Below are 25,713 nucleotides of genomic sequence, written 5' to 3'. Positions count from 1 at the left end.
TTCACAGCACCGCCAGGTGGGCGGGGATATACACGGCGATCAAGGCGATCGGGGCGAGCAGCAGGATCTCCGCGTCGGGGAGGAAGATGACCTCGGGCGGGAGGAGGTACGGGTCGCGGTTGGGGTCCCCTGTGAAGAAGGAGACGAGTATCCATCCCGCCGCACCGAGGACGCACACGAAGAAGAGGTGCTGCAGCCACGTCGCAGCCTGGACCGACGCCCGGTACCCGGGGACATCCTGATCGGGCAGGGCCTTCGTGCATTCAAGGCCGCGGCGCTTCAGATCCTCATCGTCCTGCGCGCTCGCCGGGACTGCGGAGAAACGCAGCAGGGCCTCAGCGGCTCCCTTCTGATCCGCCGCGCGGAAGAAGGCGACGGCCTCGGGGTCGCCGATCCGCACGAAGGCGAGCGCGTCCCGAGCGACGGGAGTGGAGGTCTGGTCGGGAGAGTCCGTGCTGTGAAGAGATGCCACTCGAGAACCCTATGCGCGTCTCCTCAGGGCGCCGACGTACGGCTGTTCTGACCGTACGCGGCGGTGCTGCTATTCGATCCTGGCAGCGACCTCGACGATCAGTGCTTTGTGATCACTGCCGGCGACCGTCTCGAACTGCGGCACACTGCCGCGCACCCTGCTGGAGACCAGCGCGTGATCGATGCGGGCGAACGACGGGGCCCACGTGCCCGTGGGCCAGGTGGGATGCCAGCCCAGTCCTTCGCCCTGTCCCCTCGCCGCGAGGTCGTACAGGTCGCCGCCTCCGGTCAGCTCCCGCATCGTGTGGTGCTGGTCGATCGCGTTGAAATCGCCGACCAGCAGCAGGTTCTCCTCGAGGTACGGCTCGGCGAGGTCCTTGACCACCGCGCCGTCGCGGGCCCAGGCGTCGGCGCCCATCTGCGGCGGCGCGGTGTGGATCACCCCGAGATGCCAGTCCGTGCCCTCGACGGTGGTGGTCGCGATCAGGTTCTCGAAGGCGGTCCCCTCGGCCCGGGCGACGAGCTCGAGCGGGGTGCGGGACAGGAGCATCGTGCCGCTCGCGTCGGTGTCGGCGGTGCCGACATGATGCGGGAACTCCTCCAGCAGGCCCGCCGCCGCGAGCGCCTCCTCGAACCCAGGGGTGTACTCCTGCAGAGCGAGCACGTCGACGTCACTGGTGATCAGCTCGGAGACCTCCTCGATGTCCGCCTGGCCGAACTGCAGATTCAGCGAGAGCACCGTGAGGGTGTTGCCGACCGCGATAGGGATGTCGGACCGCTCCTCCTCCGGCAGCAGCGGCCAGGCGAAGACCACCATCGCGGCGATCAGGACGGCGGCCCCGAGCGGCCGCCACCGGCCGCGCAGCACCAGCAGCAGCCCCAGGCAGCCCACCAGCACAGGGATCCACAGCAGCGGGATGAAGGACGAGATCGCGATGACGTAGTGATGCCAGGTGTGCAGCTCGGGGACCAGCCGCAGCACCAGGAGCACTGCCGAGGCGAGCACCCCCACCACCAGCAGCGCCCATCCCAGGATCGATACCCCCGCACGCCTCATGCGGCGGAGTCTACGGGGACGGCGTGCTGCCCGGACGCGCACCGAAGGACCCTGGATCCACGGGCCGCTTGGCTCGCGGCAGGCCTTCCACCACGAGCAGGTACGACTCGGTGACCAGCTCCCGGACCAGCTCGGCGTCGAGAGTCCCGCCCGGCTCGAGCGTGATCCAGTGCCGTTTGTTCATGTGATAGCCCGGCGTGATGTCCGAGTGGCTCTGCCGCAGCGCCTCGGAGTCCCGAGGATCCGCTTTGAGGACCACGATCGGCTCCCCGCGCACCTCGGTGAGCAGCAGGAACATCCCGCCCACGACCTTGAAGACTTCGTATTCCGGGCCGAAGGGATGGGTCGCCTCCGCAGCCGGGAGCTCCTCGGCGCGAGCATGGACGATCTCCTGCAGGGCGTCACCGTCCATGGTCCTCCTCCCCCTTCTCGGTCTCAGCAGCACGGTAGCTGCCGCCCTGAACCTGTCGGGTCACCCGGCTGACAGCCCCGACCAGATCGTGCAGTCCTGGGTCCTCAATAGGGAAGTGGCCGCATTCGCGCAGCATGACGAGTTCTGCCGGGGCGGCGATCCGGCTGAGCCAGCGTGTGCTGATCTCCACCGGTGTCCAGGCGTCCTTCGCCGGATGGGCGAGAGTCACCGGGGTGGTCATCCGTTCCGGCGGGGTGTGGCGGTAGGTGAGGTATGAGGTGAGGAATCCGAGCGGGACCTCGGCGGCTCCTCCGCGGGGGTCGGAGGCGCACAACCGCGACAGGTCGGGGCTGCGACTCATCTTCGAGAGAGCGGCGATCCAGGACATCGGGACCCGCCGTCCCGCGAAGCGTTCCGGGAGAAGCCGTGCCAGAGGGCCGCCGAGCATGCCGAGCGGGCTGAAACGCGTGATAACGGCCCGCGCACGCGGGTCGCGCGGGTCGAGCAGGGACGTGGCGACCACGGCCGCAGCGCGACCGGTGCGGGCGGCGACCTCGTAGGCGAGCATGCCGCCGATGCTGGCGCCCAGCAGCACGAGCGGCCGCCCGTCATCCTCCAAGGCCACGACGTCGCAGAGCAGGGAGACCCAATCCTGATAGCGGACCGCGCTCGAATCCGGGGACCGCGTCTCGCCGTAGAGGGGAAGATCAACCGCGGCCAGCTCCACCTCATCTGCTGGCAGGAGTGAGGCGATCGGCCAGAGCGCTGCGCTGTGGGCCCCGGCTCCGTGGATGAGCAGCACCCGCACGGGAGCATCGGGATTCTGGCGACGCGGCACATGGACGTCGTGCCTGCGCCAGCTCCACCACGTGCTCGTGGGCTTCAGCTCGACTCGATCCCGCCAGGAAGCGGGGAGGAAGTCGGCGTAGTCGGAGACGCCGGTTGAAGTCATGCCGCCACGGTACTGGTCGAGGGGGATCCGAGCTGTGCCGTGCTGCGAGCGCGACAGGAGCGCGCAGAAAGTGCCCTGCACCACATCCTTGCCGCATGGGAATGAACCTGGCCAGGACGAAGTTGAGTCTAGTGTGCTCAAGTTCAGTGATCCTTGGATTGACAACGTCGATCCAGAGTTTTCTACTTGAGCGAGTACAGCTCAAGTCTTGCCGCCGGCCCCGACGGTCGGCAGTGCACGAACCCGTTGCGGCGCACCCGTCGCAGAAAGGCAGGCTCCCATGTCCCGTGTCGTCGGAATCGACCTCGGTACCACTAACTCCGCCGTCGCCGTGCTTGAGGGTGGCCAGCCCACCATCATCGCGAACGCCGAGGGCTCCCGCACCACCCCGTCGGTCGTGGCCTTCTCCAAGCAGGGCGACGTCCTCGTCGGCGAGGTCGCCAAGCGCCAGGCCGTCACCAACGTCGATCGCACGATCGCCTCCGTCAAGCGCCACATGGGCACCGACTGGAGCCAGGAGATCGACGAGAAGAAGTACACCGCGCAGGAGATCTCCGCCCGAATCCTCGGCAAGCTGAAGAAGGACGCCGAGTCCTACCTGGGCGAGGCCGTGACCGATGCGGTCATCACCGTCCCCGCGTACTTCTCGGACTCCGAGCGTCAGGCCACCAAGGACGCCGGCACCATCGCGGGCCTGAACGTCCTGCGCATCATCAACGAGCCCACCGCTGCGGCTCTCGCCTATGGCCTGGAGAAGGGCAAGGACGACGAGCAGATCCTGGTCTTCGACCTCGGCGGCGGCACCTTCGACGTGTCCCTGCTCGAGGTGAGCAAGGACGAGGAGGGCTCGACCATCCAGGTCCAGGCCACCGCCGGCGACAACCGCCTCGGCGGCGACGACTGGGACCAGAAGGTCGTGGACTGGCTGGTCTCGCAGGTCAAGAACAAGGACGGGGTGGACCTGTCCAAGGACAAGATCGCCCTGCAGCGCCTGAAGGAAGCCGCTGAGCAGGCCAAGAAGGAGCTCAGCGCCTCGACCTCCACCAGCATCTCGCTGCAGTACCTGTCGATGACCGAGAACGGTCCGCTGCACCTGGACGAGAAGCTCACCCGGGCCCAGTTCGAGGACATGACCTCGGACCTGCTCGAGCGCACCAAGGCACCCTTCCACCAGGTCATCAAGGATGCGGGCGTCTCCGTCTCCGACATCGACCACGTGGTCCTCGTCGGCGGCTCCACCCGCATGCCGGCCGTCACCGAGGTCGTCAAGGCCCTCACCGGTGGCAAGGAGCCCAACAAGTCCGTGAACCCTGACGAGGTCGTCGCCGTCGGCGCCGCGCTCCAGGCCGCGGTCATCAAGGGTGAGCGCAAGGACGTCCTGCTCATGGACGTCACCCCGCTCTCCCTCGGCATCGAGACCAAGGGCGGCGTGATGACCAAGCTCATCGAGCGCAACGCGGCCATCCCCACCAAGACCTCCGAGGTCTTCTCCACCGCCGAGGACAACCAGCCCTCCGTGGCGATCCAGGTGTTCCAGGGCGAGCGTCAGTTCACCCGGGACAACAAGCTGCTCGGCACCTTCGAGCTGACCGGCATCGCCCCCGCGCCGCGCGGCATCCCGCAGGTCGAGGTCAGCTTCGACATCGACTCCAACGGCATCGTGCATGTGACCGCCAAGGATCGCGGCACCGGCAATGAGCAGTCCATCCAGATCACCGGCGGCTCCGCCCTGTCCGATGAGGACATCGACCGCATGGTGAAGGACGCCGAGGAGCACGCCGCCGAGGACGAGGAGCGCCGCAAGAACGCCGACGCCCGCAACACCCTCGAGCAGCTCGTCTACCAGGGCGAGAAGCTGCTCAAGGACAACGCGGACAAGATCCAGGACGGCGACAAGACAAAGGCCGAGGACGCCATCAAGGAGTCCAAGGACGTGCTGGCCAAGGAGGACTCCTCGACCGAGGACCTCGAGGCCAAGCGCGACTCCCTCAACGAGGCGCTGCAGGCCGTCGGCACCGCGATCTACTCGCAGGCCGAGGGTGCGGAAGGTGCCGAGGGCGCTTCCGAGGACGCTGCCGGTGCTGACGATGACGACGTGGTCGACGCCGAGATCGTGGACGAGGACGAGGAGAAGAAGTGATGACCGAGGGCCAGAGCACTCCTGAGGACCGCGAGCGGCCTGAGGGCGAGCCGAGGTTCTCCTTCACCGACAAGCGCAAGGTGAACCCCGAGGACGGCTCCGTCCGTCCCTCGGGGTCCACCCCCGCGGCGGAGGCGCAGGGCGGCACCGACCCGGTCGACCCCTTCGACGCCGAGGCTGCGGCGCTCTTCGAGCAGGCCGCCCAGGGCGGAGAGGACTCCTCACTCCCGGCCGACGCCGGCCGAGTCGCCGAGCTCGAGGGCCGGGTCACCGAGCTCTCCGAGCAGCTCAAGCGTGAGCAGGCGGAATACGTCAACTCGCGCCGGCGCATCGAGGGCGCGGCGGAGGTGAGCAAGGACGCGGCAGTGGCTCGCGTCCTCGGCTCGCTGATCGGCGTGCTGGACGACGTGGAGCTGGGCCGCCAGCACGGCGACATCGTCGAAGGCACCCCGTTCCACTCGATCGCCCAGAAGCTCGAGGAGGTCCTCGGTTCGCATGGCCTGAAGCGCTTCGGCGCCGTGGGGGAGCAGTTCGATCCGAACCTCCACGAGGCCCTCATGCACGAGGACGCCGATGACGTCGAGACCAACACCATCTCGATGGTCATGCAGCCCGGCTACTCGATGCACGAGAGGATCCTGCGACCGGCCCGGGTCGGCACCCGGGGCCCCGCCTGACCCTCCCCACCCCTGAGGCGGTGCGGCGCCCGCCGGTCATCACGACCGGCGGGCCCCGCACCTCCCTCTCCGTATCGCACACAGCACCAACCCCCTCACCATCCCCGCTCTCGGAAGGAGACGCACATGTCCCAACAGGACTGGCTCGACAAGGACTTCTACGCGGTCCTCGGCGTCTCCAAGGACGCGAGCGCCCAGGACATCAAGAAGGCCTACCGCACCCAGGCCCGCAAGTACCACCCCGACCACCACCCCGACGACGCCAAAGCTGAAGAGAAGTTCAAGAGCATCGGCGAGGCCTACTCGGTCCTCAACGATGAGGAGCAGCGCCAGCAGTACGACGCGATCCGAGCCATGGGCGCCGGTGGCGCACGCTTCTCCGCCGGCCAGGGCGGTCCCGGCGGGGCCGGATTCGAGGACATCTTCTCCTCGATGTTCGGCGGCGGCGGCCACCCCGGCGCTCGCCCCGCCCCCGGCGGCGGCGCCGGCAACCCCGACATCGATGATCTGCTGAAGATGTTCGGCGGCCAGGGCGGCGGCTTCGGCAACGGCGGTTTCGGCGGCGCCGGTCCCGCCGGCTTCTCGCCGAATCGCGCCCCGGCGAAGGGCTCCGACACCTCCGCCCGCACCCGGGTCAGCTTCCGCGATGCGGCGCTGGGCACCGATCTGCGCCTGACCGTCGACGGCAGGACCATCACCACGCGCATTCCCGCCGGCGTGCACGACGGGCAGAAGATCCGCCTGCGCGGCAAGGGCCGACCCGGCCCCGGCGGCGCGCCCGCCGGCGACCTGCTCCTGACCCTCGACGTCGAAGAGCACCCCGTCTGGAGCGCCGACGGCGTGAACCTGCGCATCACGGTGCCGATCTCCTTCGACGAGGCGGTGCTCGGCACCACCGTGGCGGTCCCGCTGCTCGACGGCGACACCGTCTCCGTGAAGGTCCCGCCCGGCACGCCCTCCGGTCGTACCCTGAGAGTGCGGGGCAAGGGACTGGTCACCAAGAAGAAGACCGGCGACCTCCACGTCACCGTGCAGGTCGCGGTCCCCACCCACGTCGACGGCGCGGCGAAGCAGGCCATCGAGGACCTGCGGGCAGCACTGGCCGACGAGGACCCCCGCGCCGGCCTCACCGAGGCCGCGGCCCGCTGAGCATCCACGTGCTGAGCACGCGCCTGCTGAGCACCCACCCTCTGAGCACCCGTCTGCTGAGCACGATGAGCTGAGAACGCACCCGCACGCTGCAGAGCTTCGGAAGGAGCATCCCGATGGCCTTCTCGCACCGCCTCGATGACCGCGCCCCGGTCTTCGTCATCTCGGTCGCGGCGGAGCTGTCCGGGATGCACCCGCAGACCCTGCGCCAGTACGACCGTCTCGGACTGGTCGTCCCGCAGCGTACCCGGGGACGCGGCCGCCGTTACAGCCCCCGCGATGTGGTCCGCCTCCAGGAGGTCCAGGCACTCTCCCAGGACCAGGGCATCAACCTCGCCGGCATCAAGCGGATTCTCGAGCTGCAGGACGAGGTCAGCGAGCTCGAGAGCGTTCGCGAGAAGCTCGGCGCGTTGACCCCCGCTCAGCGGCGCGTGTTCTCCGCCGATCGGGACGGTGAGATCAGCGCTCTGCGCCGCGGTGAACGTCCCCGGCGGCGCAGCAGCGGCAGCGCGCTGGTGGTGTGGCGGCCTACTCGCCGGTCCTGATCTCGCCACTTCTGATCGCGGAGGCGCTCCCGACTGCGGGAGTGCTCCCGACGGCGGGGGAGCTGGTGACTGCGGCGGTGCTGGGAGGAGTCAGCACCCCGGCGAGGTGGTAGATCTCCTCGAGCTGCAGCGCCACCTGGGCGAGGTCGACCCCCTCGGCGGCCTGGCGACCGGCAGCGGTGAGGTCCTCGAGCTCTCCGGCGAGCAGCGCGGAGAGCTTCCGGGCGACCTGACCCGCGAACTCGGGCCCGTCCCCGCAGACCTGGTGCGTGAGCACCCCGTCGGGCATCGCGTCGCGGTACAGCGGGATGCCGCGCACCAGGGTCGGGATCTCGGTGGCCAGCGCCTCCCAGAGCACGATCCCCTCGGTCTCCTCCTTGGTGAGGAAGGCGAAGACATCCGCCCCGGCGTAGGCCTCCCGCAGCCGGTCCGCGTTCACATAGCCGGGGAACAGCGCATTGGGCGGGGCACTCGCCAGTGCCCGCTGGACCTCGGCGGTGAGCAGGCGCGGGTCCGTGCGCCCGAACCAGACGAAGCTCACCTCAGGCAGCTGCCGGGCGACCTCCACCCAGTCCAGGATCCCCTTGCGCACCAGATGCATGCCGACGCTGATCACCACGGGGGCGTCGGGGGCGAGTCCGAGCCGGTCCCGCAGCTGCGCCCGGGCCGTCGGATCCGCCCGGAAGAAGCTGGTGTCCACACCGTTGGAGAGCACCCGGATCGGTGCCGAGATCCCGTACTTCGGGGCGGAGACGAGATCTCGCGAGTAGCCGCTGGGGGTGATCACCACGTCGCCGCGCCGGTACAGGTGCGCGATCCAGCGCCGGAACAGCGGGGCGAGCTGATTCGACCCGGTGAAGGAATCCCGGAAGTCATCCTCGGTGGAGTGGGCCCATACCAGCACCGGACGTCGCCACAGCCGTGCCCACCGCGCCAGCACCGGAGTGTCCGGGAAGGGGGTGTTCAGGTGCACCACGTCGAAGGGGCGCAGGGGAGAGGTGACCACCTGATGGCCGAGCGTGCGCACCGCCGACTCCTGATGACGCATCGCCGCGCCGATGCCCGATTCCCGGGCCAGGCCCGTCAGCCCGCGCGGCATCAGCACCCGCAGCGGCTCGTCCGGATGCCGGACGCCGCGCGGCCCGCCACCGGGGAGCACGCCGTGCGCGAGCCGATCCAGCCGGCGCAGGGCGCGCTCCCGGAGAGGGGCGGGGCGCCGCAGGGCGCGAGATCTCATGAACATGTCGTGGCTCCGTTCACCAGGGCAGGAAGTGTCACCAGGGCAGGAAGCGCATCACCAATGCGCTGACGCCGAGCCCATAGGCGATCAGAGCCCACGGCTTGCACAGCAGGATGATCCAGACATAGGTGCGCCACCGCATCTTGGTGGTCCCGGCGATGTAGCAGAGCAGATCGTCGGGGGCGATGGGCAGCGCGATCGCGGTGGCGAAGGCGCGCGTGAAATGGGGGCTGCGGGTCCAGCCGAGGAACTTCTCGACTGTGCGCGGGCGGAACAGCCGCTCGATCAGCGACAGTCCGACGTGCCGGGCGATGAGGAAGTTCAGCATCGAGCCGGCAGTGACCGCGGCGTAGTTGTAGAGCGTGCCCTCGACTGCACCGAACAGGACCGGGCCGGCGAGCACCAGCAGCCCGCCGGGCACGATCGGGAACACGACTGAGGCGACGGAGACCACCATGAAGACGATCGGTCCCCAGGCCCCCAGCGTGTCGATGAACGCCTGCAGATTCTCGAGCGACTGCAGCACTCCTGTCTGCAGCCCCCACCAGATCAGCCCGACGCTGAGGCCCAGCCCCAGCAGCGGGGAGAGCTGGGCGGCGATCCGCAGCGGATCCCGGCGCGGGCGAACCTGTGACGGGCGAACCTGCGACGGGCGCACCGGCAGCGGGCGAACCCGGGGCGGGGCCGTCTGCTCACGCACCGGCGCAGGCAGCGGGCGAACGGTCTGGACGATGGGGAGGCTGTCGGTGCTGGTGCTCATGCTGCGACCGACTCTCGGTGGTCGATCAGCGGGGGGCGCTGCGCATTGACCTGCTCGTACACATTGAGCACGCTGCGCGCGAAATCCTGATCACCGAAGGTGGCATGGGCGTGCTCGAGCGCGGCCACGGACATCTGCTCGCGTCGCAGCGGATCATCGAGCAGGGCGCTCAGCTGGTCCGAGAACTGAGCGGCATCCTGGTACTGCCAGCCCGTGCGGCCATCGATGATCACGTTCGTGAGCGAGGGATCACGACGGGCGAGCAGTGGCAGCCCGACGGCCATCGCCTCGATGAAGGTCAGTCCCTGGGTCTCGCTGAGGGAGGCGCTGACGAACACGTCCCCCACGCGGTACCAGCGCTGGACCTCGGCCGGATCCACCACCCCGGTGAAACGGACCCGGTCCGAGATGCCGAGCGAGACGGCATGAGCCTCGAGCTCGGCCCGGTGGGGTCCATCGCCCACCATCACCAGCACGACGTCGGGGCGGTCCGCTGCAGCGACCATCTCGAGCACCTCGTCGAGGTTCTTCTCCTTGGCCAGGCGGGAGATCGAGATCAGGACCTTCTGCCCCTCCGCGATCCTCAGCTCCGCGCGCAGCGCGCGGATGTCCTCACGCTCCTGCTGGCTCTGTGCCGGGCGGAACTTGCGCAGGTCCAGGCCGGTCGGGATCACGTGCAGCGGGCGGTGCACGCCGTAGCCGCGGAGCAGCCCGGAGACCTTCTCGGTCGGCACGATCACGGCGTCGGTCCCTGCGAGCACCCGGCGGGAGAAGGTCTCGACGACCTTGCGGCCCATGGTGCGGCTGGGGGAGTAGTAGTGGGTGTAGTCCTCGTAGATGGTGTGGTATGTGTGCACCAGCGGCACCGAGAGGGTGCGGGCGATGCGACGGGCCCACACATACGTGGAGAACTCCGCCTGTGAATGGACGACATCAGGTCGCCACTGCAGGATGTCGCGCAGCACGCGGCGGCTCGAGGGCATGCCGATCCGCGCCCGGTCGTAGACCAGCGCCGCGGAGACCGAGCCGATGCGGTAGACGCCGGGCTCGTGATGGGGACGGATTCCCTGGGAGAGTGTCAGCACCCGCACGTCGAGGCCGAGCGCGACGAGCCCGCGCCGCAGCGTCTGGACGGAGGCGACCACGCCGTTGACCACGGGCTCCCACCAGTCGGTGGTGATCAGTACGCGCAGGGGGCGGCGCGGCTCGCTCATCGCTCGGGGACCGGGGCGCTTCGTCAGCATGTTCACGTCTTCAGCTTCCCACCCCGGCGTCGAGCGCGCGTCCGCCGTGCGGGGGAGACGTATCAGACCGAGGTCTGATACTTGACCTCCGTGGATGCTCTGCGATGTCGGCCCGTTCATGTTTTGAGCCTACGACCGGTCCCGATGCGGTGATACGGGGCGCGCCCGACCCGTCGCGGAGAGTTTCCCCCTAGTGTTTCCACTCGTTACCTGATAACGGGCTGTAAACGACGCAGAGCCGAGCTGCTGGGAGAAGATCGCGAAACGGGCACCCACATGCGGGTCCTGCGGAGCGATGTCCAGAGTCTCCACGGGCAGGGCGTGGACGGAGAACTGGTAGCGGTGCGGGGCCCCGGGCGGCGGCTCCGGGCCGTCATAGCCGTGGTTGCCGAAATCGTTCCGTGCCTGCTTCAGCGAGGAGTCCTCACGGGACACCCCGAGCGGCAGCGAGCTCTCCGACGCCGGAAGGTCCCACGCCACCCAGTGCCAGAAGCCGGAGCCCGTCGGGGCATCGGGGTCATAGCAGGTGATGGCGAAGGAACGGGTCCCCTCGGGAGCATCGCTCCAGCGGAGAACGGGAGAGAGGTTCTCACCGCCGAGGCTCGCGACCAGTTGCTGCGGAGCCACCACCGAGCCGCTGGGGGTGGCGTTCGAGGTCAGAAGGAAAGTGGTCTCGGTCATACCCGCCAGACTAGGCAGGTCCGGTGGGGATGTCGACCACCTGCCCGTCCCCGCGAGCTGAAGGCTCAGATGCCGCCGGCCGACGGGTCAGAAACTGGAAGCCGCCGGCCGACGGGTCAGAAACTGGAAGCCGCTGGCCGGAGGGTCAGGAAACCTGGGCCGCCGGCCGACGGATCAGAAACCGTGAGCCGAGGGACGGGGATAGTGCTGCAGGAACTTCTTGACCTGGTTCGCCATCGCGGTGAGGACGTAGAGGCGCCGCCTGCTGCCCTCGACCCCGTAGGCCAGGGGATGGACGGTGCCCTGCGTGCGGATCTGCTGGACCCGGTCCCGCAGGTCCGGGTCCACGATGTAGCGCCGCAGCAGCGGCCAGGGGACGATCGAGTAGAGGATCTCCTTGCGCGGCACCAGGCGCGTCAGTTCCCGCTCCTCGATGAGGTCTGCGACCACCGGCTCGGCGACATTCGCGCCGGCAGCGGTCATGTAGTAGTTGTTGCGGCCGATGCGGGGATTCACCTCGAAGAACTTGGCGACGCCATCGCGCGGGTCGATCTTCACATCGAAGTTCGCGTACCCGCGGTAGCCGCTGTGCTCGAGGAAGCGCACCGACTGCTCGAACACCTCGGGCAGGTCGGTGGTGAACATCGCCGCGGGGTTCCCGAGCGCACCCGGGGTGTGCTCCTCGAGCAGCACCTGAGCGCCTCCCAGCAGGGTGACCGCGCCCTGGGTATCGACATAGGCGGTGACCGAGAGCATCGCGGTGTCATCCCCCGGGATCATCTCCTGGAGCACGAAGCGGTCCCGGTACCCGGCGGCGGTGAGTCGGGAGATCAGGTCCTTCAGCTGGTGGACATCCTCGATCTCGAACACCTTCCGCTTCCCGGGGAAGGAGACCGCGTTGTACGCCGAGGATCGCGACGCCTTGGCCACCAGCGGCCAGCCCAGGTCCAGCTCGGGCAGCTCAGGAGCGGTCCCGGAGGCGAAGTCCAGCACCACCGTCCGGGGTGTGGGCACGTCGATCTCGGTGCACATCTTGGAGAATGTCGCCTTGTCCGCGACCGCATGCAGCACCTCATCGGCCAGCAGCGGCAGATGGAAGAGCTTGCCGAGCTCCTCGCGGTGGGCGGCGATCAGCGCCACCAGGAAGTCGGCATTGGCCAGCAGCACCGGGCGGGTGCCGGAGGGGCGCGAGGCCTTGTCCGCACCGACCTTGAGCAGCGCCTGGACCATGTCCTCCTCCGAAGCGGACATCCCCAGCTCGACCGTGCGCAGGATCGAGGAGTCCGCGACCGGCCCGGCGACCTTGCGGGTCACCACCGTGGAGACGGTGCCGTACTTCTCGTGGAAGGCGCGCGCGAGCGCATAGATGCCGATGTCACCACCGAGCAGCACCAGATCGACCTCAGAGCTCGGCAGCGCGGCATACGGGCGGGGCGGGGTGTCGGGCATCGGGGGAGGACCTTCCAGGGGGCTCGGACCGGAGCTCAGAATCCGGTGTCGGTGGGACGCGGGTAGACGGCGCGGTACTTGCGCACGAAGTTCAGTCCGGAGACGACCGAATAGGCACGCATCCACAGACCTTCCGGACCGTACCGGAAGGGGTTGCGCAGGTGGGTGCGCGCCACGCGGCGGACCCGCTCGGCCAGAGCGGGATCGCGCACATAACGCAGCACCAGGCGCAGCGGCAGGATCGTGTAGAGGACCGGAGCGGTCACCACCACCTGCTCGAGATCCCGGCCGTGCACACGGTCCTCGACCACGTGACGGGCCACGGACTCCCCGGCGGCGGTCACGTAGTAGTTGTTGCGGCCGACGCGCGGGTTGATCTCGAAGAAGCACTCCCGGCCGGTGCGCGGGTCGATCTTCACGTCGAAGTTCGCGAAGCCGACGTAGTCCACCGCGTCGAGGAAACGCTCGGCGGCGGTGGTCAGCGACGGGAAGTCCCCGGTGATCATCGCCGCGGGCCGGCCCAGCGCGTCGGGGGTGTGCTCACCCAGGAGCACCTGCGCGGCGCACAGCAGGGTGACCTCTCCGCGACTGCTGCGATATGCGGTGATCGAGCGCTGGGCGGTGTCATCGCCCTCGATCAGCTCCTGGAACAGGAAGCGCCCGGTGAAGCCCGACTCCCGCAGCCGACGCACCAGGTCCTGCTGCTCGGCGGCGGATTCCAGGAAGAACACCTTCTTCTTCCCCGGGAACTGCACGTGGTGATACTCGGCGGTGTTCGCTGCCTTGCCCACCACTGGGTAGGACCAGGGGAGCTCCTCCCCGCCGTTCCAGCCGGGCTCCGAGGTGCGGGAGAAGTCGACGATCACCGTCGGCACGGTGCCGATGCCGAGCTCCTCGCAGATCTCCGCGAACTCCGCCTTGTCAGCGAGGCGGGAGAGCAGCTGCGCATCGACCTGGGCGAGCAGGTAATGCTGCTCGAGATCCTCCCGGAAGCGATCGATGACATCGATCAGGGAGTCCGCATTGGTCAGCAGGAGCGCCGGCCTGCCGGCCGGCCGCTGCGAGGCGAGATCGATGAGCGCATCGCGCATGTCCTCATCGCTCGCGTCGGCGCCGAGGACCAGCAGGTCCGAGGTCACGGTGCGCTCGTTCATCGCCACGGGGGCGCGCACCACCGTGGTGCAGCGCATCGCGTACTGCTGGTGGAACGCGATGGTGAGGTTCAGGGAGTTCAGCCCGGCCCCGAGCACGACGACGTCGAATCCGGGGTCGACCGAGGGGGAAGGACGCATGGAGGCGATCCTAGCGGCGCGATCACGCCCGACCGCGGAGGACGGCGTCCTCCGGCGGCCGGGCGTGATCCGTGCGACGTTCAGGAGGTGCGCAGCCACACCGCCGTATCCGCCGGGACCGTGCCCGGGGAGGTGGGGGCGGAGGCGACCAGGACCTCGGCCGAGGCGAGATCGCCTGCGACCGAGGAGGCCGGCAGCTCGACCTGAGCGTCGGTGGTGTTCACGAGGATCGTGACGTCACCGCGGATCACGCCGAGCACTCCGGCGGGGAGGTCCTCGGCGAAGACCACCGCGGCATCGGGACGGCCCAAGCCCAGCTCGCGACGCAGGTGCACCGCCGTGCGGTACATCTCGAGCGTCGAGCCCTCCACCCCGTCCTGGGCGTCGGCGGCCAGGGGACCGAAGGCCTCCGGCTGCGGCAGCCAGCTCTTCCCGGTGGGGGAGAAGCCGTAGCCCGGTGCGTCCTGCGTCCACGGCAGCGGCACGCGGCAGCCGTCGCGGCCGGGCACGCCGGCCCGCAGATGGGAGGGGTCCTCGCGCAGCTCGTCGGGGATGTCGCTGACCTCGGGCAGGCCCAGCTCCTCGCCCTGGTAGAGGTAGGCGGAGCCGGGCAGGGAGAGCATCAGCAGGGTCGCGGCGCGGGCGCGGCGCAGGCCGAGCTCCGCATCGGGGATTTCGTCGCGGCGCAGCCCCTCGCCGAACTCGTAGTCCGGGGCGAAGCCGTAGCGGCTCGCATGCCGGATCACGTCGTGGTTCGAGAGCACCCAGGTGGTGGGGGAGCCCACCGCATCGGCCAGCGCGAGCGGCTTCTCGATCGCCGCGCGCATCGTCTCCACCCCCCAGCGGGCCTGGAGGAAGCCGAAGTTGAAGGACTGGTGCGCCTTCTCGTCGCCGATGTACAGCGGCAGGCGGTGCTCGGGGATCCAGGCCTCGAGCACCATCATGCGGTCGCCCTCGTAGGAGTCGAGGATCGGGCGCCACTCGCGATAGATGTCCAGCACGCCGTCGTTGTCGAAGTAGATCGGCACCTCGCCTTCGGGGATGTCGATCAGCCCGGTGGAGTTGACCGTCGCATCCGGCAGTCCCTCGGGCTTGATCATGCCGTGGGCGACGTCCACGCGGAAGCCGTCGGCGCCGCGATCCAGCCAGAAGCGCAGCACGTCCTGGAACAGCTCGTGCACCCGCGGGTTCTCCCAGTTCCAGTCCGGCTGGCTGGTGTCGAAGATGTGCAGGTACCACTGGCCGGGCGTGCCGTCGGCCTCGGTGACGCGGGTCCAGGCGCGGCCGTGGAAGATCGAGGTCCAGTTGTTCGGCGGCAGCTCCCCGTCCTCGCCCTTGCCGTCGGCGAAGACGTACATGTCTCGCTCGGGCGAGCCGGGCCCGGCCGCGAGCGCCTGCTGGAACAGCACGTGCTGATCCGAGGAGTGGTTGGGGACGATGTCCACGATGACCTTCAGACCCAGCTCGTGGGCGCGAGCGATCATCTCGTCGGCGTCGGAGAGCGACCCGAAGCGGGGGTCGACGTCCTGGTAGTCCAAGACGTCGTAGCCGCCGTCCTTCTGCGGGGAGGTGTAGAAGGGCGAGAGCCAGATCGCGTCGACCCCGAGATCGCGCAGATAGGGCAGGCGGGCGGTCACGCCGGGCAGGTCGCCCATGCCGTCGCCGTCGGAATCGGCGAAGGAGCGGGGGTAGACCTGGTAGACGACGGCATCACGCCACCACTGCAGGTCCGGGGAGGTCTGCTGCTCGGCGGTGCGCGCAGCGAGGGAGGTCTGGGGGGTCATGGCGGTCCTTCCGGTGGAACAGGGGGTGATGCGACGCGCCGCACCGACTGGCCCGTGCCGACGGGCCAGGTGGGTGCGGCGAGGTTCGGTGGGCGGGCGGGTCAGCCCTTGACGGCGCCGGCGGTCGAGCCGCCGACGATGTATCGCTGCAGGAACTGGTACAGGATGATCACCGGGACCATGACCATGACCGAGCCGGCGGCGAAGACGCCCAGATTGTTGGAGCGATCCGAGGAGAACATGCCGTACATGCCCACGGCGAGGGTCTTCTTGGAGTCGTCGGTGAGGAAGATCGAGCCGATCAGGAACTCGCTCATCGAGCCGACCAGGGCCAACAGCAGCGTGGTCGCCAGGATCGGGGTCATCGAGGGGACCAGGATCTTGCGGAAGGCCTGCCAGTGGGTGGCGCCGTCGATGATCGCGGCCTCGTCCAGGGACTTCGGGATGGTGTCGAAGAAGCCCTTGATCAGCCAGACCTGGCCGAAGGCGCCCCCCATCAGCACCGCGATGTAGCCAGCGAGGGTGTTCAGGCCCAGCATCGGCACCGCGTCGCCGAGGTCCGAGATCATCGTGTACACCGCGATCATCGACAGGATCGCGGGGAACATCATGATCAGCAGGACTGCGAGCATGCCGCCGCGGCGGCCGCGGAAGCGGAAGCGGCTGAAGGCGTAGGCGGCCAGCAGCGAGAGGAACACCTGACCGGTGGCGACGACGCCGCACACGATGATGGTGTTCAGGTACCAGCGCAGGAAGTTCGCGCGCTCGCCGCTGAGCATCGCCGCGTAGTGATCGAAGGTGACGCCCTGGGTGGGGACCAGGCCGGCGGAGGTCAGCGAACCGCTCGGGTTCAGCGATGCGGAGATCACGAACAGGATCGGGAAGACGGCGAAGATGACCGCGAACACGCCGACGACGTGCCGCCAGCCGATCTCGGTGAACCAGCGACCGAAGGGCATGCGGTGCTTCGCGCCGACCTGCGGAGCAGAAGTGCTGACGGGCGGAACAGTGGTGGAGCTCATGATGGACCTCTCCCGCGGGCTCAGTTGACGTCTTCGAGGACGTTGGTGAATCGGAACTGGATGGCGGCCAGGACACCGGTGAGGATGAACAGGCACACGGAGACCGCGGAGGCGAAGCCGAAATCAGCTCCGGAGCCGCCGAAGGCGATGCGGTAGACCATCGAGATGAGGATGTCCGTGGAACCGCGACCAGAGCCGTCGGGGAACGGACCGCCGCCGGTGAGCAGCTCGATCGCGTTGAAGTTGTTGAAGTTGAAGGCGAAGGAGGAGACCAGCAGCGGGGCCACGGCCACCAGCAGCAGCGGAAGCACGATCTTCGAGGTGGCCTGCAGCGGAGACGCGCCATCCATCCGGGCGGCCTCTGTCAGCTCATCGGGGATCGCCTGCAGAGCGCCGGTGGAGACGATGAACATGTAGGGGAAGCCCATCCACAGGTTCGTCAGCAGCACCGCCGTCTGCGCGAGCGTCGGATCGCCGAACCAGTTCAGGTTCAGCCCGAGCGTCTGGTTGATCAGACCGAACTCCTGGTTGTAGAAGTTCGACCAGACCAGCAGGGAGATGAAGCCGGGGATCGCGTACGGCATGATCAGGATCGAGCGGTAGACGCGGCGGCCCTTGAGGCGCTGATCGTTGAGGATCAGAGCGAGGGCGAAACCGAGCGCGAAGGTCAGCAGCACCGAGCCGGCGGCGAACACCAGCGTCCACACGAAGGCGGAGACGAACTGGTTGGCCACGGTCGGGTTGGTGAACAGCCGCTCGTAGTTGGAGATGCCCACGCTCTGCAGCCAGCTCTGGGAGAAGGCCCGCTGGCCCTCGGAATCCACGAAGTACTCCTCGTCGCCTATCACGCCGACGGTGTACACCTCACCGGTCGCGGTGTCCGTGATGGCGTCCGCAGCCTCGTCGTACTGCAGCACCGTGGTTCCCACGAAGGCCTGGTTCACGCCCAGCGGGCGCACGGCGGTGGACTCGTCCACCGGTACGGCCAGCTCCATCAGCTCGTTGTAGATGGCGTTGACCTCGCCCGCGTTCAGCACGGTCATCCCGTCGACCTCGGTGACGCGGCCGTCGACGACGGTGACGTCCCCGGCGGGGACCTCCTCGAGCGCGTTCTCGGCGTCGCCGCTGAGCACGGTGCCGGCATCGGGGTCGACCAGGAAGAGCTCGTAGGGGCCCTCGGCCGCGGTGCCCGAGGTCGCCACCGTCATGGCGTAGCGCGGGGCGTCGGGGCTCTGCTGCACCGAGCTCGCGATGATCGAGCCGACCGCCTGCTCCTTGGTGCCGCGGGTGCCGTCGCCGTAGTTGGTGAAGGAGTAGCCGACCGTCAGGGCGATCGGCAGGATCAGGAAGACGGCGAGGAAGACCGAGCCCGGGAACAGGTACTTGCCCGGCACGAAGCGCTTGGTGGAGTAGAGGACGAATATCCCTGCTGCGGCGAGCAGGAGCACCGTCAGCCACATCCATGACTGCTGGGAGATCAGCACCGGGGCGATGAACACCGTCAGCGCGAGGGTGATGCCGAGCACCAGGACTCGGGTGACCACGGCCGGGACCGACGTGGACCGCGTCCGGTGCGCAGGGGCGTGCGTCGAGGTCATGAGGCGACTGTGCCTTTCAGGGGATCAGGGCGGAGTGCAGGGTGGCGGGAGGCGAGGACGCCGATCGATCGTGCCCGCCACGAGGGCGGCGGGCACGATCGATCGGCTCGGGGACGTCAGCCGATCGCGGTGGCGATCTCCTCGCCCGCCCCCTCCATGGTCGAGTGCGGGTCAGCGCCGCCGACGATGTTGGCCTGGGCGATGCCCAGCGGGCCCCAGATCGCGGCCATCGCGGGGATGGCCGGCATCGGATCGGCGGCCTCGGCGGCCTCGGCGAAGATCACCACGTGTTCGTCCGAGGCGGCGATCTCCTCGCGCAGCTCGAGGTTCACCGGGGGCAGAGGGTTCCCCTCGTACATGGCCTTGGCGACATCCGGGGAGGAGGCCACATCGGTCATGAACTGCTGGGCGAAGCCGGCATTGGCCGCGTTGGAGGCGACGTAGAAGGAGTTCACGCCGGCGAACGGCGCGGCATCCTCCATGCCCTCGAAGCCGGGGATGGGGGAGATGGTGAACTCGAAGCCCGCATCGCGCACGTCGGCCAGGGCCCACGGACCCGAGATCAGGTACGCGGACTTGCCCTCGGTGAACAGCGAGATGGAGTTGTCGCCGTTGATCGAGTTCTTCAGCACGCCCTGCTCGCCGAGCTCGGCGATCTTGTCCGCCGCGGCGAGGGAGCCCTCCTCGCCCACACCGAGGTCGGAGGGGTCGAGGCTTCCCTCGGAGTCCTTGCCGAACAGGTAGCCGCCGGCCGAGGTGTAGATGGGCTGCATGTGGTACGGGTCGCCCTCCTCGCCGATCGGCAGAGAGAGGATGTTCTCGGCGCCGCCGGCCTCCGCCGCGGAGATCAGCTCCTCGAAGGTGGAGGGGGCGGGGGTGTCGGTGAGGTCGTGGTTCGCGTAGAGCGCGAGGGTCTCGACCGCGTAGGGCACGCCGTAGGTCTGGCCGTCGTAGGTGACGGCCTCGATGCCGATCGGCGCGATGGTGTCGCCGACGTCCGAGGGCAGCTGCACCGGGGCGATGGAGCCGTTCTGGACCAGGTTCCCGATCCAGTCGTGGGCGCCCATGGTGACGTCCGGGCCGTTTCCGGCCTGGTTGGCGGTGATGAAGTTGTTCTGGAGCTCGTCACCGGGGACTACCTCGACGACGACCTCGATGCCGTTCTCCTCGCCCCACGCCGTGGCGGAGGGTTCGAGTGCGGGGGCCTTCTCCTCGTCGGCCCAGATCACCAGGCGGCCGGAGGAGTCGCCGCCGGCCGCGGCGCCGCCGCCGTCGGAGGCGTCGCCTCCGGTGGTGCCACCGGAGGACGAGTCGTCGCCGCATGCGGCGAGGACGGTCATGGAGGCTGCGAGGCCACCCAGTGCGAGGAAGCTCTTACGACGGATCTGCACGTCTTCTCCTTTGAATCGTGGTCGTTCTCGACCGTTGTCAGGTCTGTGCCTGATGGGAGCACCGTAGACCCTTAGGCCATCTGTGTGCAAGAATGTGCAAGATCTTGCAGATTACGATTGGGCCACGGTGAGGATGCCGGGGGTCCGGAGGGAGAGCGTGATGGCGCGGCTCATCGATATCGCGAAGGCTGCCGGCGTGAGCGAGGCGACCGTCTCCCGCGTGCTCAACGGGCGCTCCGGCGTGAACGAGGCGACCCGCAGGTCAGTGACGGAAGTGGCGCGCCGGATGGGGCGCGTTGTCGACGCTGGCCAGGTGGAGGACGGGCCGCTGGTCGGCGTGCTCGTCCCCGACCTCGACAACCAGGTCTTCACCTCCTGGGCCGAGCGGATCGAGGCGGAGCTGTTCGAGCGTGGCGCCTCCACACTGGTGGCGATGCGGGCGCGGACCGCCGAGCGTGAGCGAGAGATCTTGCAACGCTTTCTGCGCTGCGGCGTGGTCGGCATCATCGTGGTCTCCGGGCACCACGCCCAGGAGAGCGGCCCCCTGGACCACTACCGCGAGGTGACCGCCGCCGGGATCCCGCTGGTGCTCGTCAACGGCGTGCAGGAGGAGCTCGACGCGGCCTTCCTCTCGACGGACGACGACCACGCGGTGCGCGCGGTGCTGAGCCACCTCCAGGAGCTCGGCCACGAGCGCGTGGGTCTGGCCGTGGGCGATGAGCACACCTGGCCGGTGCGCGAGAAGCTCCGCGCCTTCGAGGCGGTCACCGCTGACTGGGCGGAGGACCCCCAGCCGGTCTCCTTCACCGACTTCTCCTACGCCGGGGGCTACGAGGCCGCCCGGGACCTGGTCGCGCGCGGGGTGACTGCGATCGTCTGCGGCTCCGACGTGATGGCCGCGGGCGCCCTAGAGGGCGTGCGCTCCCTGGGCCTGAGCGTCGGGCGCGACATCTCGGTGGCCGGCTACGACGACGTCTTCTGGGCCTCGCTGACCAATCCGCCGCTGACCACCGTGCGCCAGGCCGTCGGATCGCTCGCCCGGGCCGCCGTGCGCACCGCCCTCAGCGGCGGCGAGGACTCACGCCGCCCCACGCGCACCGAGGTGGTGGTGCGCCCGCAGCTGATCGTGCGCGGCTCCACGGCGGCCGCACCCGGCGGGGCCGCTAGAATGGAGCGGTGACCGCACCGAACACCACCCGCACCAGCTACGACACCGCCCAGAAGCGCAGCGACGAGATCTGGTCCACGATCGTCTCGGACCCCTCCGGCCTGCGCATGCTCACCGGCGACCGCCCCACAGGCGCGCTGCACATCGGCCATTACTTCGGCTCGCTGCGCAACCGCGTGCGACTGCAGGACGCAGGGGTGGAGACGTGGCTGATCGTCGCGGACTACCAGGTGATCACCGACCGTGAGGTCATCGGGGACATCAAGGGATCGGTCCGCGAGCTGCTGACCGACTACCTCGCGGCGGGCATCGACCCGGAGCGCTCCACGATCTTCACCCACTCCGCGGTGCCCGCGCTGAACCAGCTGATGCTGCCGTTCCTGTCGCTGGTGACCCAGCCCGAGCTCGAGCGGAACCCCACCGTCAAGACCGAGCTCGGCGCCGCCGGGAAGTCCGCCATGGGCGGGCTGCTGCTGACCTACCCGGTCCACCAGGCCGCCGACATCCTGTTCTGCCACGGCAACCTGGTCCCCGTGGGCCGGGACCAGCTGCCCCACATCGAGCAGACCAGGGTGATCGCCCGCCGCTTCAACGAGCGCTACGCCGGGGGCGAGGAGTTCTTCCCCGAGCCCGATGCGCTGCTCTCCGAGGCCCCGACCATTCTGGGCCTGGACGGCGAGCACAAGATGAGCAAGTCCCGCGGCAACACCGTGATGCTGCGCATGAGCGCCGACGAGACCCTCAAGAAGATCAAGAAGGCCAAGACCGACTCCGACCGGCAGATCACCTTCGACCCCGAGGGCCGCCCGGAGGTCGCGAACCTGCTGACCATCGCCGCGCAGTCCACCGGCCGCACCCCAGAGGACATCGCCGCGGAGATCGGTGACGCAGGCTCCGGCACCTTGAAGATCTTCACCGCAGAGGCGCTCAACGAACACCTCGCCCCGCTGCGCGCCCGCCGCGCCGAGCTCGAGCAGGATCCGGGCTACCTCTTCCAGGTGCTCCGCGCAGGCAACGAGAAGGCGAACGCCGCGGCGGAGGAGACCCTGTCGAAGGTGCGCGAGTACATGGGGATGGTCTACTGAGCTGCATCTGAGCAACGCAGCGGGCGGGGCTCACCGCCCCGGCCGCTGCGGTCTCCTGGTCAGAAGCGGCTCGAGCTGCCTGCGCCGGAGAAGCCTCCCGAGGAGTAGCCCGAGGTGCTGCCTCCGCTCGAGGACGGCGGATTGCGGTGCGTCTCCAGAGCCGAGGTCGACTCGTGGTGCCAGCTTGAGTACCACAGCACGGGGCTGAGGCTCCAGAACTGATCACTTGCGGATCCGCCTGCGCTCCCGTGTTCTCGTCGATGGCGCCGCGCCCGCAGTGACGAGTACTCGTCATCTTCGGAGAAGTCGACGTCGTCGGCGGCCTCCCGCAGCACCTCGGCCTCCCCGTCGTCCTCGGCGATCTCGGCGATGTGCACGGTCTGGAGCCGCATCACCGCCGCCGAGAGCTCCCGGGTCAGGGTGTCCAGGCGCTCGAGCGCGGAATCGGGATCGATCTGATCAGCCTTGAGCTGCGCGGTGAGGGAGTCCATCTCACGGGCGACGTCCCCACCGAGCTCTGTCAGCTCCGCGGCAGCCTGCCGCTCCGCCTCCGACATCTCCTCCCGCTTCGCGAGAACCTCCTCGAGCCCTGAGAGGGAATCCTGCAGAGGGTCCAGCTCGCGCTGCCAGGCCGTACGCCAGTCACCTATCCGATGCAGCAGATCGGCTGCGGAGACGATGGCGTCATCGGTGTCGTCCAGCCGGCTGACGGTGTTCTCGAAGTCCTTCGCGAGTCTGCGATGAGCCGAGGCGAATCCCCAGCTCCAACGGCGATGCTCCGGTGCGGGCAGCTCGGCGTGGAGCCTCTCCGCCTCTGTGAGCCCCTGCCCGTACTCCTCATGTTCCTCCAGCATGGCCTGTGCGTAGGGAGAGGCGGTGGGCATGGTGCGCGCGGCGGCATCGGTGAGCGCGCGCTTGGCCAGCACGTCCCGGTAGCGGGGGAGGGACTGATCCACGCGACGACGGGCCGCACGGCGCAGACCGACAAGGCTCACGACGGTCAGGACCGCGGCGCCCAGCGCGACCGCGCCAGCGATGATGGCGCTGGGCTTCTGCCACCAGGGCCGCTGCAGCAGGTCCGCGTACTCCTCGGCCCCGGCGAGCAGTGCTGCATTCCACTGGCCGTCCCGGGTATCCTCGGTCATCGACTCCTGCACCGCGTTGAACTCGTCCTCGCTGAGCTTCACGTCCTCACCGGCGTAGGTGCCCAGGAAGCGGCCCACCGGATCCACGGCGAGGATCACGGTCCCGTCGGCGAAGTGCTGACCGTCCGGGGAGAGCAGCTCCGGGGCCGAGGTCTGGGCATGGTCGCGCACGGTGTCGTTCAGCGCGGTGTCCTCGGAGGCGCTGTAGCCGTGCTCCGTGACGTCCAGGACCAGCACCACCAGGTCCACCTCGGTGCGGAAGTCGACCTCCGCCAGATCGTCCTCGAGCGCCGACTTCTCGACGGAACCGGTGGTGTCCAGCACGGACACCGTGCTCGGCGGTACAGCGTGGGCCGGTGCCGGGACCAGGACGGAGAACGCGAGCAGGAGCAGCGCGCACAGGGCGAGCACTCGTGGAAGCGAGCGGACCCCAGCGGCCCCGGCGGCCGGGGTGCTCGCGTGCGGGACGGCGGGTACGGGCGAGAAGTCCATGGGGGCGAGCGTACGGAACGTAGGTGCTCGACCTCGTCCGACGTTGGTCGGCAGAAGCGGGGGACCTCGGTCCAGAACCTGAATGTGATCCGAGGATCTGATCCGGCGCCCGCCCGGCCACGGTCAGAACCTGCTCGAGCTCCCTGAACGGGACCGCCCGCCTGAGGACCGGCCCGCTCTGCGACCAGGGCGGGAGAATCCGGTGCGCACGCCCCTGCCGCGACCCGAGCGGAGCGAACCGGACTCTCCACGGTCCGCCTCCCGGGCACGCTGATCCGCAAGCGCGGCGTAGGACCCGCCATGCCAGAGCACGTACCAACGAACGGGGCTGATGCTCCAGAAGGTGTCCTGCTCGCCGCGGCCCGCAGCCTCTCGGGTATGGCGTCGCTCGCGCACTGAACGGTAGGGCACTGCCCCCAGCGCATCGGCACTGTCCCACAGCACGCCCTCCTCGTCGTGGTCATCGGCCAGACGGCTGATGCGCCTTGATCGGAGTTCGGCCACCTCGGCGCTCAGCTGCCGCGTGATCTCGTCGAGGCGATGCAGAGCGGCATCTGCCGTGATCTCCTCGGCGTCGAGGCGGGCGGTGAGATCGTCGAGCTCCTGCGCGATTCGCGGTCCGCGGTCCACCAGCGCCGCAGCTGCCTCGGCCTCAGCCCGCGGCATGCTCCGGGAGTGGAAGCAGTTGTCCTGCAGGGCCGCGAGCGAATCGTGCAGCGGCTCGAGCTCGTTCTCCCACTGCTCGCGCCATCCGCCTCGCAGGGTCAGCAGATCACTGGAGATCCTGACCTCGTCACCGAGTGCGTCGACCTGGGTGAGGGTCTGTGCATACTCCCTGCCGAGCTTCTGCTGCGCAGGCACCAGCCCCCAGAGCGCGCCTCGCTGCCCCGTGTCCGGGAGCTGATCGCGCAGCTGCTGGAGAGTCGTGATCCCGGCGGTGTACTCCTGATGCGCCCGGTGTGCGGAATACGCGTAGGCGGAGTCCTCGGGAAGCTCGCGTGCCGCACGGTCGGTGAGGGTGCGGGCGCTCAGCACCTGGGCATGGCGGTTATCGGCCTCATCCACGTCCTCCAGAATTCCGCGACGGAGGCGGAGCAGGTGCGTCAAGCCAGCGCCTCCGGCAAGGATCAGGACCGCGGCCAGGAGCATTCCGCCGGCCCCGCGCCACCAGGGGCGGCTCAGACGGTCGGCATAGGTCTCCGCTCCCGCGAGCAGCGCCTGCTCCCACTTCCCGGCTCGGGCGTCCTTGCGCATGGCCTGCTGCACGTCGGCAGGGCCTCCGCCGCGCAGTTCCACGTCCTGTCCGGCATAGACGCCGACAAAGCGATTCGTCGTGTCGAGGGCGAGGATCACGGTGCCCTCGGCATAGCCGACCCCATTGGAATGGAGCAGCTCCGGGGCCGTGTCCCCAGCGTAGGCCCGTACCGCGCTGTCAAGTGACCCGTCAGAGGACGGCGAGAAGCCGAGCTCCGCAACGTCCAGCACCAGCACCACCAGATGCACTTCGGTGCGGAAGTCCACCGTTGCGAGCTCAGCCTCGAGCGCGTCGGGATCCACCTCTCCGCTGAGATCTGTGACCGTCACGGTGCGGGGAGGCGCGGCCTGCGCGATGGCGGCGCCCCCGGTCATGAGGAGCGCCAGTGACAGCACGAGGGCGATGGAGAACGCCATGAGGACAGTTCGCCACTGCGCGATCCAGTGACCGGCAGCAGGCGCAAGAACAGCGACAGCGGTGGGCTGTAAGGGAGGCGCGGAAGGCATGGCCCGAGCGTAGATGACGGTCGCTCTACCCGCTCTACCCGCTCTACCCGCTCTACCCGCTCTACCCGCTCTACCCGCTCTACCCGCTCTACTTGCTCTACTTGCTCCACCTGGCCGCTCCGCCTGCTCGTTCCGCACGGCGTCGGGCACCAGAACCCCGATGTCGTGCACCAGAACCGCCTACACCGTTATGATCGG

The 25,713-nt window shown here is 68.9% G+C and carries 22 protein-coding genes; 6 read left to right on the top strand and 16 right to left on the bottom strand.

The genetic code is table 11. From position 1 onward, the window contains the following. Position 1 precedes the first annotated feature (1 nt). The 4 genes from ACT3T9_RS06990 to ACT3T9_RS06975 form a co-directional block, all read right to left on the bottom strand. Positions 2-472, bottom strand: coding sequence for a hypothetical protein (locus ACT3T9_RS06990; protein ID WP_441446133.1), 471 nt, complete (start codon positions 470-472; stop codon positions 2-4). A 69-nt stretch (positions 473-541) separates the two neighbouring features. Next, positions 542-1,528, bottom strand: a complete 987-nt coding sequence (locus ACT3T9_RS06985; protein WP_441446134.1) for an endonuclease/exonuclease/phosphatase family protein — start codon at positions 1,526-1,528, stop codon at positions 542-544. A gap of 10 nt (positions 1,529-1,538) precedes the next feature. Beyond that, positions 1,539-1,940, bottom strand: coding sequence for an MmcQ/YjbR family DNA-binding protein (locus tag ACT3T9_RS06980; protein WP_441446135.1), 402 nt, complete (start codon positions 1,938-1,940; stop codon positions 1,539-1,541). Next, complete coding sequence (locus ACT3T9_RS06975; protein WP_441446136.1) at positions 1,930-2,892, bottom strand: alpha/beta fold hydrolase; 963 nt, start codon at positions 2,890-2,892, stop codon at positions 1,930-1,932. The genes ACT3T9_RS06980 and ACT3T9_RS06975 overlap by 11 nt, the downstream gene beginning before the upstream one ends. Before the next feature lie 280 nt (positions 2,893-3,172). On the opposite strand from ACT3T9_RS06975, the gene dnaK reads away from it, so the two are divergent. From dnaK to ACT3T9_RS06955, 4 genes are all read left to right on the top strand, one after another. Further along, positions 3,173-5,032: a molecular chaperone DnaK gene (gene dnaK, locus ACT3T9_RS06970; protein WP_442331733.1), complete on the top strand. Its 1,860-nt coding sequence runs from the start codon at positions 3,173-3,175 to the stop codon at positions 5,030-5,032. Further along, complete coding sequence (locus ACT3T9_RS06965; RefSeq protein WP_441446303.1) at positions 5,032-5,709, top strand: nucleotide exchange factor GrpE; 678 nt, start codon at positions 5,032-5,034, stop codon at positions 5,707-5,709. Before dnaK ends, ACT3T9_RS06965 begins: the two co-directional genes overlap by 1 nt. A gap of 126 nt (positions 5,710-5,835) precedes the next feature. Further along, positions 5,836-6,858, top strand: a complete 1,023-nt coding sequence (locus tag ACT3T9_RS06960; protein WP_441446304.1) for a DnaJ C-terminal domain-containing protein — start codon at positions 5,836-5,838, stop codon at positions 6,856-6,858. Between the two features lie 116 nt (positions 6,859-6,974). Next, a complete protein-coding gene (locus tag ACT3T9_RS06955) occupies positions 6,975-7,403 on the top strand; it encodes a heat shock protein transcriptional repressor HspR (protein ID WP_444606196.1) in 429 nt (142 codons plus the stop codon). Here ACT3T9_RS06955 and ACT3T9_RS06950 read toward each other — a convergent pair. The 10 genes from ACT3T9_RS06950 to ACT3T9_RS06905 form a co-directional block, all read right to left on the bottom strand. Further along, a complete protein-coding gene (locus ACT3T9_RS06950; protein ID WP_444606195.1) occupies positions 7,387-8,646 on the bottom strand; it encodes a glycosyltransferase in 1,260 nt (419 codons plus the stop codon). The two genes, ACT3T9_RS06955 and ACT3T9_RS06950, sit on opposite strands and share 17 nt — an antisense overlap. A 31-nt stretch (positions 8,647-8,677) precedes the next feature. Further along, complete coding sequence (locus tag ACT3T9_RS06945; protein WP_444606194.1) at positions 8,678-9,403, bottom strand: TVP38/TMEM64 family protein; 726 nt, start codon at positions 9,401-9,403, stop codon at positions 8,678-8,680. Continuing rightward, positions 9,400-10,647 carry a glycosyltransferase family 4 protein gene (locus tag ACT3T9_RS06940; protein WP_441444397.1) on the bottom strand — a complete coding sequence of 416 codons (1,248 nt, stop codon included), beginning with the start codon at positions 10,645-10,647 and terminating at the stop codon, positions 9,400-9,402. Before ACT3T9_RS06940 ends, ACT3T9_RS06945 begins: the two co-directional genes overlap by 4 nt. Before the next feature lie 129 nt (positions 10,648-10,776). Continuing rightward, complete coding sequence (locus tag ACT3T9_RS06935; protein WP_444606193.1) at positions 10,777-11,328, bottom strand: YbhB/YbcL family Raf kinase inhibitor-like protein; 552 nt, start codon at positions 11,326-11,328, stop codon at positions 10,777-10,779. A gap of 174 nt (positions 11,329-11,502) precedes the next feature. Continuing rightward, positions 11,503-12,777 carry a carboxylate--amine ligase gene (locus tag ACT3T9_RS06930; protein WP_441444343.1) on the bottom strand — a complete coding sequence of 425 codons (1,275 nt, stop codon included), beginning with the start codon at positions 12,775-12,777 and terminating at the stop codon, positions 11,503-11,505. A gap of 35 nt (positions 12,778-12,812) precedes the next feature. After that, complete coding sequence (locus ACT3T9_RS06925) at positions 12,813-14,069, bottom strand: carboxylate--amine ligase (RefSeq protein WP_444606192.1); 1,257 nt, start codon at positions 14,067-14,069, stop codon at positions 12,813-12,815. 80 nt (positions 14,070-14,149) lie between these two features. Beyond that, positions 14,150-15,853: a glycoside hydrolase family 13 protein gene (locus ACT3T9_RS06920; protein ID WP_441444345.1), complete on the bottom strand. Its 1,704-nt coding sequence runs from the start codon at positions 15,851-15,853 to the stop codon at positions 14,150-14,152. A gap of 101 nt (positions 15,854-15,954) precedes the next feature. After that, positions 15,955-16,875 (bottom strand): sugar ABC transporter permease, encoded by a 921-nt coding sequence (locus ACT3T9_RS06915; protein ID WP_441444346.1) that lies wholly within the window; start codon positions 16,873-16,875, stop codon positions 15,955-15,957. A gap of 20 nt (positions 16,876-16,895) precedes the next feature. Further along, on the bottom strand, positions 16,896-18,473 hold the full coding sequence (locus tag ACT3T9_RS06910) for an ABC transporter permease subunit (protein WP_442331735.1): 1,578 nt from the start codon (positions 18,471-18,473) through the stop codon (positions 16,896-16,898). A 116-nt stretch (positions 18,474-18,589) separates the two neighbouring features. Further along, complete coding sequence (locus ACT3T9_RS06905; protein ID WP_444606191.1) at positions 18,590-19,864, bottom strand: sugar ABC transporter substrate-binding protein; 1,275 nt, start codon at positions 19,862-19,864, stop codon at positions 18,590-18,592. Between the two features lie 160 nt (positions 19,865-20,024). On the opposite strand from ACT3T9_RS06905, the gene ACT3T9_RS06900 reads away from it, so the two are divergent. Next, positions 20,025-21,044: a LacI family DNA-binding transcriptional regulator gene (locus ACT3T9_RS06900; protein WP_345078062.1), complete on the top strand. Its 1,020-nt coding sequence runs from the start codon at positions 20,025-20,027 to the stop codon at positions 21,042-21,044. Further along, complete coding sequence (gene trpS / locus ACT3T9_RS06895; RefSeq protein WP_444606190.1) at positions 21,041-22,117, top strand: tryptophan--tRNA ligase; 1,077 nt, start codon at positions 21,041-21,043, stop codon at positions 22,115-22,117. The genes ACT3T9_RS06900 and trpS overlap by 4 nt, the downstream gene beginning before the upstream one ends. 59 nt (positions 22,118-22,176) lie before the next feature. On the opposite strand, the gene ACT3T9_RS06890 is transcribed toward trpS, so the two are convergent. After that, a complete protein-coding gene (locus tag ACT3T9_RS06890; protein ID WP_444606189.1) occupies positions 22,177-23,754 on the bottom strand; it encodes a DUF5129 domain-containing protein in 1,578 nt (525 codons plus the stop codon). A 123-nt stretch (positions 23,755-23,877) separates the two neighbouring features. Continuing rightward, the gene (locus ACT3T9_RS06885; protein WP_444606188.1) at positions 23,878-25,515 is read right to left on the bottom strand and encodes a DUF5129 domain-containing protein; all 1,638 of its coding nucleotides are present in this window, start codon (positions 25,513-25,515) and stop codon (positions 23,878-23,880) included. Between the last annotated feature and the right edge of the window lie 198 nt (positions 25,516-25,713).

Origin of the sequence: Brachybacterium sp. AOP29-B2-41 (assembly GCF_052378395.1) — a bacterium.
In the GTDB taxonomy this organism is placed as follows: domain Bacteria; phylum Actinomycetota; class Actinomycetes; order Actinomycetales; family Dermabacteraceae; genus Brachybacterium.
This window is presented reverse-complemented; position numbering and strand designations above follow the sequence as displayed.

Excerpts from the sequence above, each read along its gene's own strand:
- ACT3T9_RS06940 (WP_441444397.1), bottom strand. The coding sequence starts at position 10,647 with ATGCTGACGAAGCGCCCCGGTCCCCGAGCGATGAGCGAGCCGCGCCGC.
- ACT3T9_RS06910 (WP_442331735.1), bottom strand. The coding sequence starts at position 18,473 with ATGACCTCGACGCACGCCCCTGCGCACCGGACGCGGTCCACGTCGGTC.
- ACT3T9_RS06900 (WP_345078062.1), top strand. The coding sequence starts at position 20,025 with ATGGCGCGGCTCATCGATATCGCGAAGGCTGCCGGCGTGAGCGAGGCG.
- ACT3T9_RS06965 (WP_441446303.1), top strand. The coding sequence starts at position 5,032 with ATGACCGAGGGCCAGAGCACTCCTGAGGACCGCGAGCGGCCTGAGGGC.
- ACT3T9_RS06890 (WP_444606189.1), bottom strand. The coding sequence starts at position 23,754 with ATGGACTTCTCGCCCGTACCCGCCGTCCCGCACGCGAGCACCCCGGCC.
- dnaK (WP_442331733.1), top strand. The coding sequence starts at position 3,173 with ATGTCCCGTGTCGTCGGAATCGACCTCGGTACCACTAACTCCGCCGTC.
- ACT3T9_RS06955 (WP_444606196.1), top strand. The coding sequence starts at position 6,975 with ATGGCCTTCTCGCACCGCCTCGATGACCGCGCCCCGGTCTTCGTCATC.
- ACT3T9_RS06935 (WP_444606193.1), bottom strand. The coding sequence starts at position 11,328 with ATGACCGAGACCACTTTCCTTCTGACCTCGAACGCCACCCCCAGCGGC.
- ACT3T9_RS06960 (WP_441446304.1), top strand. The coding sequence starts at position 5,836 with ATGTCCCAACAGGACTGGCTCGACAAGGACTTCTACGCGGTCCTCGGC.
- ACT3T9_RS06920 (WP_441444345.1), bottom strand. The coding sequence starts at position 15,853 with ATGACCCCCCAGACCTCCCTCGCTGCGCGCACCGCCGAGCAGCAGACC.
- ACT3T9_RS06980 (WP_441446135.1), bottom strand. The coding sequence starts at position 1,940 with ATGGACGGTGACGCCCTGCAGGAGATCGTCCATGCTCGCGCCGAGGAG.
- ACT3T9_RS06975 (WP_441446136.1), bottom strand. The coding sequence starts at position 2,892 with ATGACTTCAACCGGCGTCTCCGACTACGCCGACTTCCTCCCCGCTTCC.
- ACT3T9_RS06925 (WP_444606192.1), bottom strand. The coding sequence starts at position 14,069 with ATGCGTCCTTCCCCCTCGGTCGACCCCGGATTCGACGTCGTCGTGCTC.
- ACT3T9_RS06945 (WP_444606194.1), bottom strand. The coding sequence starts at position 9,403 with ATGAGCACCAGCACCGACAGCCTCCCCATCGTCCAGACCGTTCGCCCG.
- ACT3T9_RS06930 (WP_441444343.1), bottom strand. The coding sequence starts at position 12,777 with ATGCCCGACACCCCGCCCCGCCCGTATGCCGCGCTGCCGAGCTCTGAG.
- ACT3T9_RS06885 (WP_444606188.1), bottom strand. The coding sequence starts at position 25,515 with ATGCCTTCCGCGCCTCCCTTACAGCCCACCGCTGTCGCTGTTCTTGCG.
- ACT3T9_RS06915 (WP_441444346.1), bottom strand. The coding sequence starts at position 16,875 with ATGAGCTCCACCACTGTTCCGCCCGTCAGCACTTCTGCTCCGCAGGTC.
- ACT3T9_RS06950 (WP_444606195.1), bottom strand. The coding sequence starts at position 8,646 with ATGTTCATGAGATCTCGCGCCCTGCGGCGCCCCGCCCCTCTCCGGGAG.
- ACT3T9_RS06985 (WP_441446134.1), bottom strand. The coding sequence starts at position 1,528 with ATGAGGCGTGCGGGGGTATCGATCCTGGGATGGGCGCTGCTGGTGGTG.